Raw genomic sequence first — 13,354 nt, 5'->3', positions numbered from 1 at the left:
CAGCCAAGACCATATACCTTTCTGGAGCCATTTATAATATGTTGTCCAGTTTCGAAGAGGATTGATTATCAAAAAAGCGTCTGTTACGAAGCCAGATTGTGTCAGCATCGCCCCTATCAAAAGCTCTATGAAAGTCGGGATTGATCTGACCGGTAGCGCACCAGCTATAAATGTTATGAGTTCAAACAGTATTGGAGGGATATTGGAGTATCCCAATTCTTTGTTTTTTGACATATGGCCTCCGGAAGAATTTGGTTTTTTCTTTCCGGATTGCCGCGCCTTAAACACCTTATTAGAGATTTATAGATGTTTAAGGCGCGGCAACTTTTTTGGGCCTTGTTGTCAAGACTTTTTTGCTGTTTTTTTATCCTTTATGAGTAAAGCTACTCGTTGATTTTATGAAACTCTAAACTCCAGTGTAAAAAGTAAATCAGCAACAGCAATGCCTTCTGCTAAAGATATTTGTGAGCTCTGTCGGCTTTTTTCTGATTCAGCCCGACATGCAAGCATGTTGGCCAATACTAAAAAAGCCAATGATATCAATAATGACGGCATTCCTGAAATAGAAAGGACACGAGTAAGAGGAAGTGGACCTATATCAGATGTTTATTACAGTGATATATATGGTAACGAAATCAATCCTGATTCTGATCATGAATCTCATATGCCGTATTCATTCACTCCGTTTAGATTTAACGGAATAACTTATATGTATAAGATTGAGGATGAGTATGAAGGGGCGAATGAATCAATAATATATCTGAATCCGAAAAATGAAGTGAAGACTGTCTGTGAATTCAATGTCAAAAGAGAAGAAATACCAGTACCATCACAATCTAAATATATTGAACAATCTGAATTTATAAAATCCTCAGATAGAGAAAGCCTCATGATTAAAATATCTGACAAAACAAATATTACTGTTGAGAAGATTGGGCGTAAGACAACCCAGCCTGGAAATGAAGGATATATTGACATTGACAATGATGGCACAAAAGAAAGGCTAATAAAATTAAATTACTTCGATTGGCCTCATGGTGATCCTGTTGAATTCACCTATTATGATATTCTCGACAGTAGTGGCACGGATTTGTTAAAATCTGAAAAAAACAAGCTGTTTTTTAAGATTCAGGAAGTAAATTTACAAGAAGACAATAGTCCGCATTATGCATCTGGAAATATCAGTTTCTTTGAATGCAAAGGGAAAATTTACCGCGATCTTAATAACAAAAACAAACACGTAGTTAAACTTCTTGAAAACGGCAAAATCCACGAAGTCTGCACTTTTGAGCGTAAAAAAGTCTATACTCTGGCCAATCCATGCAAATAATGACAAATATCTTTTTTTTAATCTGAATCTGCAGTCTTTGGGTGACTTAAATGAATTTTGACAGACTTAACGAACTAAAAGCAAAACTCGACGGGCTTAGGCCTCTTCCTGATGCAGCGGTCCGTAATCTGCATGAAAATCTTGTTCTTCAATGGACTTATAATTCCAACGCCATTGAAGGAAACACACTCTCTCTCATGGAAACCAAGGTCGCACTTGAAGGAATAACTGTGGGCGGCAAGACCTTAAGGGAGCATTTCGAGGTCATAAACCACAGGGAAGCCATATTTTTCGTTGAAGAGATTGTTAGTGCAAATACGCCTCTGTCGGAATGGCATATCAAATCCTTGCATCAGCTTATCCTGAAAAATATTGATGATACCAATGCCGGGAAATACAGGTCTATTAACGTACTGATATCCGGAGCCCAGCATGTTCCTCCTGATTATATCCATGTTTCCGATGAGATGGCAGGTTTTATAAGCTGGTATCAGAAAAGTGCGTCAGATATGCATCCTGTTGAACTTGCCGCACGAGCTCATTGTGACTTTGTAAAGATTCATCCTTTTGTTGACGGGAATGGCCGAACATCAAGGCTTCTCATGAATGTTGAGCTTATGAAGGCTGGATATCCGGCAGCCGTGATTCCTGTTAACCGTCGTCTCGAATACTACTCATTTTTGGATAAAGCTCACACCAGCGGCGAATATGAGCCTTTCATCAGGCTTATTGCGGAAATTGCAGAGCAGAGTTTTGAACCTTACTGGCACGCGCTTGGAATAAAATGACCTCAATAGTTACTCCTCCAGACATAAAAGGCACTGCTCCCAAGACCGCAATCCTTACTGGCATAAAGCCTGATATGGATATGCTTGTCAGATCATTCGACGCCATAGAAAAAAGAATACCTCTTTTTATGGCCCAGATTGTGATACCAAAAAATAATCCTGATATATGCATCGCAGGGCCGTTCATGGGCGCTCCTTATTCTGTAATGATCATGGAGACACTGATAAAATGGGGAGTGAAGAAGTTCATATTTACAGGCTGGTGTGGATCAATTTCAGAATCTTTGAAAATCGGTTCAATACTGATTCCCGACTCAGCTTTGATTGATGAAGGTGTTTCAAGGCATTATATGTTTGATTCTTCTGATAATAATATTTCTTACCCTGATTTCAATTCTTCAGAAATATTATTAAAAAAAGCAGAAGAAAAAGGCTTAAAACCCTATGAAGGGAAGATCTGGACTACGGACGCTCCATATATGGAAACCCCGGAGAAAGTGGCTCTATTTAGAGATAAAGGCGCTGTGGCCGTTGATATGGAAACATCCGCCTTTTTTTATGTAGCGAAAAAAAGGGGAGTTGCAGCAAGCGCCATTTTGGTTGTATCAGATGAGCTTTTTACTCTCAAATGGAAGACAGGCTTAAGGGAAGAGGGTTTTAAACAGGGGCGTAAATCAGTATGTGATTTGATTCTAAAAATATGCTTATGATAATGCCTGGTTACGAGCAAGGGACGCTAAGGTTCTGGCGCGCAAGCATAGGGCTTGAACACCCACGAACATAATTTTTGAAATAACTATAAATCCTGCCTCAAATAGTATTGAAGTTTTTGCGGAGCTTTTTTCAAAAAGCGACCCGCCGGAGGCAAAAGCTCCCCAATTTATTCAGACTCAAGGATATTATGATGAAGAGTGAAATTGCCAAAAGGCTTGAAGAACTTAAAAAAGCTCTGTATGAGCATAATTACAGATATTTTGTGCTTGATGATCCGATCATATCAGACGCCGAATATGACCGTCTGCTGAAAGAACTTTCAGAGATTGAAAACGCCTATCCCGAACTTGTGACCTTGGATTCTCCTACTCACAGGCTCGGCGGTCTCGCGGCAGAGAAATTTGAACAGGCCAGACACAGTCTACCAATGCTTTCCTTGGATAATGCTTTTGATACAGGAGATATTCATGATTTCCATCAGAGAATAATGAAATTTCTGGAAAACAGTAAAGACAGAATTCTATTTACAGCTGAACCCAAGCTGGACGGCGTGGCGCTTGAGCTGATCTATGAGAAAGGGATTCTTGTCAAGGCTCTTACCCGGGGGGACGGTGAAACAGGGGAAGTCATAACAGCAAACGTAAAAACAATCAGAAATATTCCTCTTAAACTCCAGACTTCAGAGGAAAGCATTCCTGAATTGCTTGAGGTGAGGGGAGAGGCTGTAATGGATAAGGCTGCATTTGAAAATCTGAATAAATACAGGCTTGAAGAAGGACAACCCCTTTTTGCAAATCCGAGAAACGCTACTGCTGGTTCGCTCCGTCAGCTTGATCCTTCCGTAACATCAGGGAGAAGGCTGTCTTTTTATGCTTATGGAGTCGGAATTCATGAAGGAGCGGGCTTTTCTTCCCAGATCGATATGCTTAAGTATATTGCAGATGCCGGTTTCATGGTTAATCCTTTCATTAAAGGCAGAATTTCAGTCGATGAGGTGATTGAAGTATATAATGACCTGCTTGAAAAGCGTCCGGGCCTTCCATACGAAATAGATGGAATGGTGGTGAAGGTTGATGATTTCAGGCTTCAGGCAGAGCTCGGCATAAAGGCAAAAAGTCCGAGATGGGCCATTGCATGGAAATTTCCGTCGATTCAGGAAACCACAAAGATTTTAGACATCAAGGTTCAGGTGGGCAGAACCGGAGCGATTACTCCGGTTGCTTTTCTTGATCCTGTGAATATTGGCGGAGTAATGGTTTCGAGGGCCAGTCTTCATAATGCAGATGAGATTAAAAGAAAAGATATAAGGATCGGCGACACAGTCTTTGTTGAAAGGGCAGGGGACGTCATTCCACGGGTGGTCAAGGTTGTTGAGACTCTAAGGAACGGATCAGAGATATTGTTTGAAATGCCTGAAACGTGTCCCGAATGTGGCGGAGAGGTGTTTCAGGACAAGGATGAGGCTGTCTTAAGATGTGTTAATGTTTCATGTCCTGCGGTCGTCAAGGAAGGTATAATACATTTTGCAGCAAAGGATTCATTCGATATTAAAGGTCTGGGTGAGAGCCTGGTTGAAAGGCTTCTTGAATCAGGTCTCATTAAATCAGCAGCTGATCTATTTGTTCTTGATATTGAAAAGCTTGCCGCACTTGAGAGAATGGGTGTTAAATCTGCCCAGAACATTATTAAGGCCATAGAATCCAAAAAGACCATAGAAGCCTGGAGATTTATCAATTCTCTTGGCATAAGGCATATAGGCCAGCAGACAGCGGTGCTACTTAGTGAAAAGTACCCAGATATCCAGATGCTTTTTAAAGCACTACCCGACGAGCTTGAAAAAATTGAAGGAATAGGGCCAGTTGCTGCAGAATCAATCGCATTTTTTTTCCATAATCCTCTTAATAAAGCTGAAATAGAGAAACTGTTCAGTTATGGCGTTGTCTTGAAGAAACCAGAAATAAAAGCTGCTCAAGGAAAATTCTCCGGTAAGACTTTTGTTCTCACTGGAACTCTTCCGGTCATGTCGAGGGATGAGGCAAAAAAGCTGATTGAATCAAGTGGTGGAAAAGTCACTGGCTCAGTAAGCTCTAAAACCGATTATGTTGTTGCCGGAGAAAGCCCTGGAAGCAAACTTGATAAGGCTAATCAGCTTGGAATTAAGGTGCTGGGGGAAGAAGAACTGATTGAATTGTTGAAATGATCAAATTATTTCAAGATTTCAGATTAATGAATTTTGCAAGAATCTAAATTTACAGAAGTATTTTTAAGAGTTCTTTTATTTAAAAAAACGACCAGCCAGAGGCGATAAGAAAAATAAAGCGGCCCCTATATAGCAAAAGGGCCGCTTTTTTTGATTAGTCGCGGAGCATTTTGCCAGGCTTGAATTTGACGACGTCACAGGCGTCGATTGTGATTTCTTCGCCAGTTCTAGGGTTTCTTCCCTTTCTGGCTTTGCGGGTGGTCTTTGTGAAAGTACCAAATCCAACGAGGGTAACTTTGCCGTCTTCCTCCTTGAGAGCCTCAACTACTCCTTCCATGAAAGCTTCGAGTGCTGCGCCAGCTGCGGTTTTTGTTATACCTGCCGAGCTTGCCATTTTGTCAATCAGATCTGCCTTAGTCATGCATCAATCCCTTCTCTTGTAATACGTGTTTAGATACGACAGTACCCGGGCAACAAAGCCAGGAACCATCTTTCCCCTCTTGTGATTATTATGATTTAAAATTCAACCGCAAGCAAATAACTTAAGCTCAATATCGTCATTATCCAATGACATAACTAAAGCTTTCTTAAATTTACGCTATTACCAGTTTTTGCAAATTGAATTGAATTGGGTTCGGGTGAAACAAATTAATTTTGTAAACGTCGTTTACTTGGTATTTACCAGCTATTCAGGCCCTAAGTCAATAATCAGGTAACAATAATTTTATTTTTTTTATTTTTATTCTTGGCATCAGAAAAGAGCGTCGGCAAACAGTTCAGGTTTGAACTCCTGAAGGTCTTCTATTTGCTCTCCAACTCCAATATAACATATTGGAATATCAAGCTCATCTGATATTGCCACAACTATTCCGCCCTTGGCAGTACCGTCAAGTTTGGTTAAAACTATTCCTGTGATCCCTATCTCCTCATCAAAGAGTTTTGCCTGACTCAGAGCATTCTGGCCGGTTGTGGCGTCAACAACCATTATCGTGTCATGCGGCGCGCCCGGAAGAGCCTTTTCAACAGATCTTCTTATTTTTTTAAGCTCTTCCATCAGGTTAACTTTTGTATGAAGTCTTCCAGCAGTATCAATCAGCACAATATCAGCTTTTCTTGCAACGGATGCTGAAACTGCGTCAAAGGCTACAGCAGCAGGGTCGGAATTATCTTTATGACGAATAAGCTCTGATCCTGACCTTTCGGCCCAGACTCCCAGCTGTTCTGCCGCAGCAGCCCTGAAAGTATCCGCTGCTGCTATTATTACCTTTTTACCTTTTGCGGAATACTGGGAAGCTATTTTCCCTATTGTTGTTGTTTTTCCAACGCCATTCACGCCAGCTACAAGAACTACGTACGGTTTATTATCTGTCCTTTTGAACGGCATTTTTTCAGATAAAGGAGTTTTTGAAAGAATTGCGGCTATTTCAGATTTTAAGGTCGATTTTAAATCATACGCGGTTTTAAGTTTGGAAGCTTTTTCAGATATCACATCCATGAGCTTAAGGGTTGTTTTGACACCAACGTCTGCCGTAATAAGATGTTCCTCAATTTCTTCAAGAAGATCATCATCAATCTTTCTGTTAATTGAGAATAGCTCATCAACATCAGTTGTCAGGATTTTTCTGGTTTTTTCAAGTCCCCTTTTAAGTCTTGCGAAAAAACCGTCACTTTTTGATTCACTGTCTGTTCCTGATTCTGCTTCGTCAACATTTTCTTGTTTTTCAGGAATCTGAACCTCAGGAATTTCCAGGGATTCTTTAGAAACCGTTTCTTTTATTTCTTCGGCTTTTTTGTCTTTTTTGAAAAAGCTAAACGCCATTTTTAACAACCTCTCCACGTGTAAAATCCACGGAAACAACCTTTGAAACGCCCTTTTTTTCCATTGTTACACCGAAAAGGACGTCTGCAAATTCCATGGTTTTTTTGTTATGGGTTATTACAAGTATCTGTGAATTTTTACCTATTACCTTCACAAGCTCATTGAAACGGATAACATTGGCTTCATCAAGTGGAGCGTCAATTTCATCCATGATGCAGAAAGACGCGGGCTTGATCATAAAAACAGAGAATATAAAGGCAATTGCTGAAAGAGCCTTTTCACCACCTGAAAGAAGACTGAGTCTGGAAAGTTTTTTACCTGGTGGATGTATCATGAGTTCCACACCTGTTTCAAGTGGTTTGGAAGGATCTGTCATAATAAGCTCGGCTTTTCCTCCACCGAAAAGAAGTGGGAAGACCTCTTTGAGCTTCAAATTGATCTGCTCAAAGGTCTCTATGAATTTTTCCTGTGTTATACGGTTTATTTTTCTGATTATGCTTTGAAGGTCTTCAATTGTTGCTACAAGATCATCTTTCTGGGTAGTCAGAAAGTCAAAACGTTCCTTTAACTCTTCATATTCCCTGATTGCGGTCATATTAACTTCGCCGAGCGCTGCTATTCTTTTCTTGAAAGCTGCAAGGCTCTGCTCCATGTCTTGAACTGAAATAAGGTCTGAAATGCTTTTGAAGTTTTCCAGGCATTCGGACATTGGAATATGGTATTTTTCTGAAATTCTTGTCTCAATGGCCTGCATCTGGATATCCATCTGTGATTTGTCAGATTCGGAATTCCTGATTTCATCCTTGATCAGATCATTTTTTTTCTGAAGTCCATCGTGGCGGGAGATCAGCTCTTTGACTCTTTCTTTTATGCTGTTATTGGCTTCTCTTGATTGTTCGAGGCTTTCAGATAATTCAGCAAGGGTTTCTCCAAGAAGATGAATGCTTTTCCTTGTTTCCTCGGCCCTTAATTCGGTTTTATCAAGATCTGCTTTTTTTTCAGCAATTTGGGTCAACATCTGCTCAAGGCGTGATTTACTGTCATCCCTGAATTTTACAAGTCTTTCAAGCTGGCTTTTTGCTCCGGAATACCTGCTTTTAGCTCCTGAGAATGCTCCAATTATTTCAGAAAGACTTCCTGATGAAGATTCTGTTTTTTGTCTTATCTGATCAGTTTTTATTCTGATTTTTTCAAGAATGATTTTTATGAGGTCTATGTTTTTTTCGGCTTCAAGGAACTGCTTTTTGTCCTTTGATACCTTTATCTCCATGTCCTCAAGCTCTCCTGAGAGCTGATCCTGTTCAAGGATAACTATTTCAGATCTTTTCCTTGCATGTTTAATAGATTCCTCTATCTGAAAAATTTTGCGCTCAACTTCCTGTTTGTCATGAATGCAGGCGTTATGAGTCTCAGTAACCTCAGCGAGATTCTTTCTGGCTGACTCTATGTGATTCTTTGCTTCTGAAACCTTTATTTCCAAGGCTTCGAGTTCAGATGTGCCTTCTAAGATTCCATGCTCAAGGAATCTTATTCTGTTCTTTTTTTCGAATATGCCTGAGTTGCCTTCATCACTTCCTCCGCTGAATAAGAAACCATTTTTGACCACATCGCCAGCTTGGGTCACAATTGTTGAATTTGCGAGCAGATTTTCAGGTATTGATTTAATGCTGTATATGTCTTCAACTAAAAAAATATTTGCTAAAAGAGCGTCGACAGTTATTTCAAAACCAGGAAGTGGTCTTACAAATTCAAGTATTTCCCGCGCATGGTCTTTCAGATTCGTTTTTGTAGCAGGTATCAAATGATTGGAATGTAATATGAATCCGCATCTGCCAGCTTTTTTATCTTTAAGAAGCTTTAAGGCTTCAAAAACCGTTTCCTGTTCATTTGCATAAAGAAAAAGGGCTGATTCTCCAAGTGCCGCTTCAACCGCTCTCTCATATCCAGCCTCAATTATGAACTGATCGGCAAAGACCGAAAGGCTGTCAGAGACATTGGGATCCCGGCAAAGCATTTTTAGTCCTTCGCCAAAGCCTGTCATGCTTTCATCCATTTTTTTTAAGGTGCCAAGTTCAGACAGAAGTCCTTTTTGTCTGAATTCAGAGTCCTTAAGCGCTGATGTAGCAGCTTCCAAGGCAGAGTTACTCTCAGAAAGCCTTTTCTGGGCTTTTGACATATCCTCGGCAGAATCCCTCATGTCGCACAGAATGCCTTCGAGATCTTCGTCAGCAGTTCTTTTTGAGGTTTCAAATTCTTTGAGATTTTTCTTTGAAGCTTCTGCTTCCTCGTCAAGTCGTCTCAGCCTTGATTTAATACTTTCAAGGGCACCTTCTGATGACTTCATGGAAGAGGATATTCTTGCGTGGAAAGCAACTGTCTCAGTGTACTTCCTGTTCATTTCAGATCCGAGTCTTTCAAGCCTTGAAACAGCTTTTTTAAGGCGTACGGATGACGATTCGGCCTGAAGCTTTTTTTCTTCCAGCTCTTTTATCTGCTTTTCAAGAATTTCAAGCTCCGAAGCGGCCTGGGTTATTTCATCATCCATGCTCCTTGCTTCTTCGTTTGATTTTTCAATTCTTGAGCCTGTATCCTCAATCTCCTTTTCAAGGCGTGTTTTTTCGGCATTGCAGTGTTTGAGCTCTGATTCAGCCTGATCTGTCAGTCTGAGTTTTTCATACCTTTCAGAAGTTAGGCGGGCTATAGTTTCATCCGAAAGATCAAGTTCAAGCTTTTCCTTGGCAAGGCCAGCGCCTGTTTCACTAATCTGGGAATTTATGATTAATTCGGTATTTCTGAGGATTGTGAGCTTTTCGTTGATCAGATTGGAATTATCGTTAAGCTCCGAATATTTTACCGCTGAAATTGCAAGTTCAAGCTTTTTTATTTCTTTCTGATATTCCTTGAAGCGTTCAGCCTTTTTTGCCTGGGCTGAAAGGCTGTCCATCTGACGTTTTACTTCAGATATAATATCTTCGACTCTGAGGAGATTTTCATTTGTGGCGTCTATTTTTTTGAGTGTTTCGTCTTTTCTGGCCTTGTATTTTGTAACTCCGGCAGCTTCTTCGACAAAAAATCTTCTTTCCTCAGGGCTTGCATCAGTTATTGCGCCAATATTGCCCTGCTGGATGACAGCAAATGATTTTTTACCTGCCCCGCTCCCCATGAAAATGTCATGGATGTCTTTTAACCTGCATGGATGGCGGTTTATTTTGTATTCGCTTTCTCCTGATCGGTAAAGCCGCCTTGTGATCATTATTTCAGAATAATCATTGTAGACATCAGGCAGTCTGCCGTCGTCATTGATCAGTGTCACGGACACTTCTGCCATATTGAGCTGCTGTTTTGCTTCTGTTCCTGCAAATATAATGTCTTCGGAAGTTCTTCCTCTTAGATTTCTTACATTCTGCTCGCCCATGATCCACCTCATGGCGTCAATTACATTGCTTTTGCCGCAACCATTTGGCCCGACAATCGCAGAAATGCCTTTGGGGAAATTAATGACGGTCTTCTCTGGAAAGGATTTAAATCCGCATATTTCTAGTGTTTTGATTTTCATGCTTAATGAATTTTAAATAGAAATCCTAAATAGAGATTCGAGCAGATGCTGTTTTTGATAAATTATTATTTGCTGTGCCGAAATCCTATATCAGAGGAAATAGTCGCGGGTCAATGCTGTTGATGGGGTTGCGGCAAGCCGGCAAAAAAGGTACAGCTCCAGGAGAAGTCATTCTGATTTTTTAGGCTATGCTTTTTTAAGTGTGGAAAGCTTTATTGTTTCAATAACTACTTAATATTTTTATAAAAATAGCCTCAGGTGGGTCGCTTTTTGAAAAAAGCTTGGCAAAAACTTTTCGGTTATGGGTTCTTTTGTTTGAAAAACAGATGCTCTCAACTCGTAATAAAAAAACATAAAAGTTTTGGGAAAGGTCTGGAAAACCCTTTTTCAAAAGGGTTTTCCAGTAATAATGCAACAACAGGCTTGCCATTCAAACGGCCTATCTCATTTCAAATGTTCAAGATGTTACATTGATGAGTATATAAGACAGAGCACATACAAATTCAGGCTTTTTTGCGTCTAATCATAATAAAAATATAAAGTTTTTTGACGTGAACACAGCCATTTTTTATAGAGCCATGCCAGCTGGTGAGTAAGTGCAAAGAGGCTCTTCGGAGAGATAATCCCCGTTGGTCGCCTCATATGCCCTTGCCCTGCATCCTCCGCACACGCCCTTGTATTCGCATGCACCGCATTTCCCGGTATAGAGAGAATAGTTACGTAGATTTTTAAACACTTCAGAGTTTTTCCATACATTTACGAACGAATCCTCTGTTATGTTTCCGCTGTTCAGATCAAGGAACCCGCAAGGTTGAACGACTCCGGTATGTGAGACAAAGCAGAAACCTGTGCCGCCAAGGCAACCCCTCGTAACAGCGTCCAGGCCGTGGGTGTCAAAGGTGACGGTCTTGCCTTCTTCCTTTGCTCTTTGTCTCAGGATTCTGTAATAATGAGGTGCGCAGGTGGCTTTAAGCTGAAGTTTTGTCTTTTCCCTCTGATCATAGAACCAGTTCAGTGTTTTTTCGTATGTTTCAGCGTCTATACCTTCTGTTGCGATGTATTTGCCTCGGCCAGTAGGAACAAGAAGAAAAATATGAAGTGCTGCTGCGCCAAGATCTTCGGCAAGTTTCAGGATATGCGGAATCTGATCAATATTTCTCTGTGTTATTGTTGTATTTACCTGAAATTCTATGCCCGCCGCTTTAGCGAGTTTTATGCCGCTCATGGCACCTTCAAAAGCTCCGGGAACTCCCCTGAAGTTATCGTGAACTTCCTTGGTTGCGCCGTCTATGCTTATGCTGATTCTTTTTATTCCGCTTTCAGCCATTTTAACAGCTGTTTCAGGTGTCACAAGAGTACCGTTGACAGCCATTACCATTCTCAGACCTTTTGAGGTTCCGTAAGATGCAACTTCAAAAATATCTGGCCTTAATAAAGGCTCTCCGCCGGTAAGAATCACTATAGGCTGACCAACCTCAGCTATCTGGTCGAGTAGGGTGAGGCAGGCTTTTGTGTCGAGCTCGCCTTCATAAGGTCCCATAGTTGCAGCTGCCCTGCAGTGTACGCAGTTTAGGTTGCAGTTTCTAGTGATTTCCCAGGCAACAAGCCTGAGTTCCGCTTCTTTTTTATGTTGTGCGTGATGGCCAGCTCCCGCTTGATGTCCGTGTTTCATTTGAGGTGCCTCCGGCGGGTCGCTTTTTTGTAAAAAAGCTCCGCAAAAAACTTAACCGATTTTGGATTTTTGACTGCAAATGACAAATCAGTATTTCAAAATCATCAATCAAAAATCTGCAATTGTTTCTTAACAGTAGGATGCTCAAGCCTCAAGGCTTGCGCACCAATTTAATCTTTTTAAGCCATCATCTTCGCCGCTTCCATGGCAGAGTAGGATAGAATCATGTCTGCTCCGGCTCTTTTTATGGATGTAAGGATTTCCATGGTGATTTTTGCTCCGTCCACCCACCCAAGTTTTTCTGCTGCCTTGATCATGGCGTATTCACCACTTACGTTATAAGCTGCAACAGGCAGATCAACCTCATCCCTAATTTTTGAAATTACATCAAGATATGAAAGGGCTGGTTTTACCATTATGATGTCCGCGCCTTCCTCAACATCCATGGACGCTTCTCTTACTGCTTCGAGGATATTTGCAGGATCCATCTGATAGGATTTTCTGTCGCCTGCCTTTGGCGCGGAATGGGCGGCCTGTCTGAAAGGGCCGTAAAATGCAGAGCAGTATTTTACGGCATATGACATGATCGGAATATTATAATAACTGTTGTCATCGAGTGCTTCCCTGATTTCACCTACTCTTCCGTCCATCATGTCAGACGGTGCCACCATGTCTGATCCTGATTTTGCGTGGGAAACAGCTATGTTTGCAAGGATTTCAATGGTTGCGTCATTATTGACTTCGGTTTTTTCAAGGATTCCGCAATGCCCGTGGTCAGTATATTGGCACATGCAGACATCTGTGATGACAACCATCTCAGGCACCTTGTTTTTTACTGCCCTGATCGCGGTCTGGACGATTCCGTCCTTTGCGTAAGCTTCTGTGCCGAGGGCATTTTTTGTCTTTGGCACTCCAAAAAGCATTACAGCCGGAATTCCGAGCTTGTAAGCCTCTTTAGCCATTTCTGCAATATATTCAATTGAAAGCTGAAACTGGCCTGGCATTGAATCAATGGGATTTTTAACTCCCTTGCCATGAACTGCAAAAAGAGGAAGTATCAAATCATTCGGAGTAAGAACCGTTTCCCTTATCATTCTTCTTAATGCTTCGGTTCTTCTCATTCTGCGTGGCCTGTATTCTGGAAAGAGCATTTTTACTCCTTATTATTTTTGGTGTTTTCTGTTTCAAGAAAAAAACTGGAAAACTCTTTCATCTGAAAGAACTTTCCAGGCTATTTCCGGGTTTTTAAATTTCAATTTAATTTTTGGTGGTGCA

At 41.0% G+C, this 13,354-nt stretch carries 10 protein-coding genes; 4 read left to right on the top strand and 6 right to left on the bottom strand.

The annotated features are described in order from the left end of the window. The coding region (locus tag K245_RS0107960) for a hypothetical protein (RefSeq protein ID WP_027358860.1) at positions 1–234 on the bottom strand (234 nt) is incomplete at its 3' end. 208 nt (positions 235–442) lie between these two features. Between K245_RS0107960 and K245_RS0107955 the strand changes: the two genes are divergently transcribed. From K245_RS0107955 to ligA, 4 genes are all read left to right on the top strand, one after another. Next, positions 443–1,330: a hypothetical protein gene (locus tag K245_RS0107955; protein WP_027358859.1), complete on the top strand. Its 888-nt coding sequence runs from the start codon at positions 443–445 to the stop codon at positions 1,328–1,330. Between the two features lie 50 nt (positions 1,331–1,380). Further along, on the top strand, positions 1,381–2,118 hold the full coding sequence (locus tag K245_RS0107950) for a Fic family protein (protein WP_027358858.1): 738 nt from the start codon (positions 1,381–1,383) through the stop codon (positions 2,116–2,118). After that, entirely contained in the window at positions 2,115–2,828 is a 714-nt protein-coding gene (locus tag K245_RS23595; RefSeq protein WP_051283977.1) for a nucleoside phosphorylase, read from the top strand. Before K245_RS0107950 ends, K245_RS23595 begins: the two co-directional genes overlap by 4 nt. A 191-nt stretch (positions 2,829–3,019) precedes the next feature. Next, positions 3,020–5,032: an NAD-dependent DNA ligase LigA gene (ligA, locus tag K245_RS0107940; RefSeq protein WP_027358857.1), complete on the top strand. Its 2,013-nt coding sequence runs from the start codon at positions 3,020–3,022 to the stop codon at positions 5,030–5,032. Positions 5,033–5,186: 154 nt separating this feature from the next. Here ligA and K245_RS0107935 read toward each other — a convergent pair whose 3' ends face one another. The 5 genes from K245_RS0107935 to hemB all read right to left on the bottom strand — a co-directional run bounded on the left by K245_RS0107935 (position 5,187) and on the right by hemB (position 13,230). Beyond that, on the bottom strand, positions 5,187–5,453 hold the full coding sequence (locus tag K245_RS0107935; protein WP_027358856.1) for an HU family DNA-binding protein: 267 nt from the start codon (positions 5,451–5,453) through the stop codon (positions 5,187–5,189). A gap of 330 nt (positions 5,454–5,783) precedes the next feature. Further along, the gene (gene ftsY, locus K245_RS0107930; protein ID WP_027358855.1) at positions 5,784–6,851 is read right to left on the bottom strand and encodes a signal recognition particle-docking protein FtsY; all 1,068 of its coding nucleotides are present in this window, start codon (positions 6,849–6,851) and stop codon (positions 5,784–5,786) included. Then, positions 6,841–10,407, bottom strand: a complete 3,567-nt coding sequence (smc, locus tag K245_RS0107925; protein ID WP_027358854.1) for a chromosome segregation protein SMC — start codon at positions 10,405–10,407, stop codon at positions 6,841–6,843. Before smc ends, ftsY begins: the two co-directional genes overlap by 11 nt. 568 nt (positions 10,408–10,975) lie before the next feature. Continuing rightward, positions 10,976–12,079, bottom strand: coding sequence for a heme b synthase (gene ahbD / locus K245_RS0107920; protein ID WP_027358853.1), 1,104 nt, complete (start codon positions 12,077–12,079; stop codon positions 10,976–10,978). 179 nt (positions 12,080–12,258) lie between these two features. After that, entirely contained in the window at positions 12,259–13,230 is a 972-nt protein-coding gene (hemB, locus tag K245_RS0107915; protein WP_027358852.1) for a porphobilinogen synthase, read from the bottom strand. Positions 13,231–13,354: the final 124 nt, after the last annotated feature.

It is taken from the genome of Desulforegula conservatrix Mb1Pa, from assembly GCF_000426225.1.
Lineage (GTDB): Bacteria > Desulfobacterota > Desulfobacteria > Desulfobacterales > Desulforegulaceae > Desulforegula > Desulforegula conservatrix.
Note: the sequence above shows the minus strand (reverse complement) of the source record. Positions and strands in the feature narration are given on the sequence as shown.

Coding starts and splice junctions, on each gene's coding strand:
- K245_RS0107955 (WP_027358859.1), top strand. CDS start 443: ATGCCTTCTGCTAAAGATATTTGTGAGCTCTGTCGGCTTTTTTCTGAT.
- K245_RS0107950 (WP_027358858.1), top strand. CDS start 1,381: ATGAATTTTGACAGACTTAACGAACTAAAAGCAAAACTCGACGGGCTT.
- K245_RS23595 (WP_051283977.1), top strand. CDS start 2,115: ATGACCTCAATAGTTACTCCTCCAGACATAAAAGGCACTGCTCCCAAG.
- ligA (WP_027358857.1), top strand. CDS start 3,020: ATGATGAAGAGTGAAATTGCCAAAAGGCTTGAAGAACTTAAAAAAGCT.
- K245_RS0107935 (WP_027358856.1), bottom strand. CDS start 5,453: ATGACTAAGGCAGATCTGATTGACAAAATGGCAAGCTCGGCAGGTATA.
- ftsY (WP_027358855.1), bottom strand. CDS start 6,851: ATGGCGTTTAGCTTTTTCAAAAAAGACAAAAAAGCCGAAGAAATAAAA.
- smc (WP_027358854.1), bottom strand. CDS start 10,407: ATGAAAATCAAAACACTAGAAATATGCGGATTTAAATCCTTTCCAGAG.
- ahbD (WP_027358853.1), bottom strand. CDS start 12,079: ATGAAACACGGACATCAAGCGGGAGCTGGCCATCACGCACAACATAAA.
- hemB (WP_027358852.1), bottom strand. CDS start 13,230: ATGCTCTTTCCAGAATACAGGCCACGCAGAATGAGAAGAACCGAAGCA.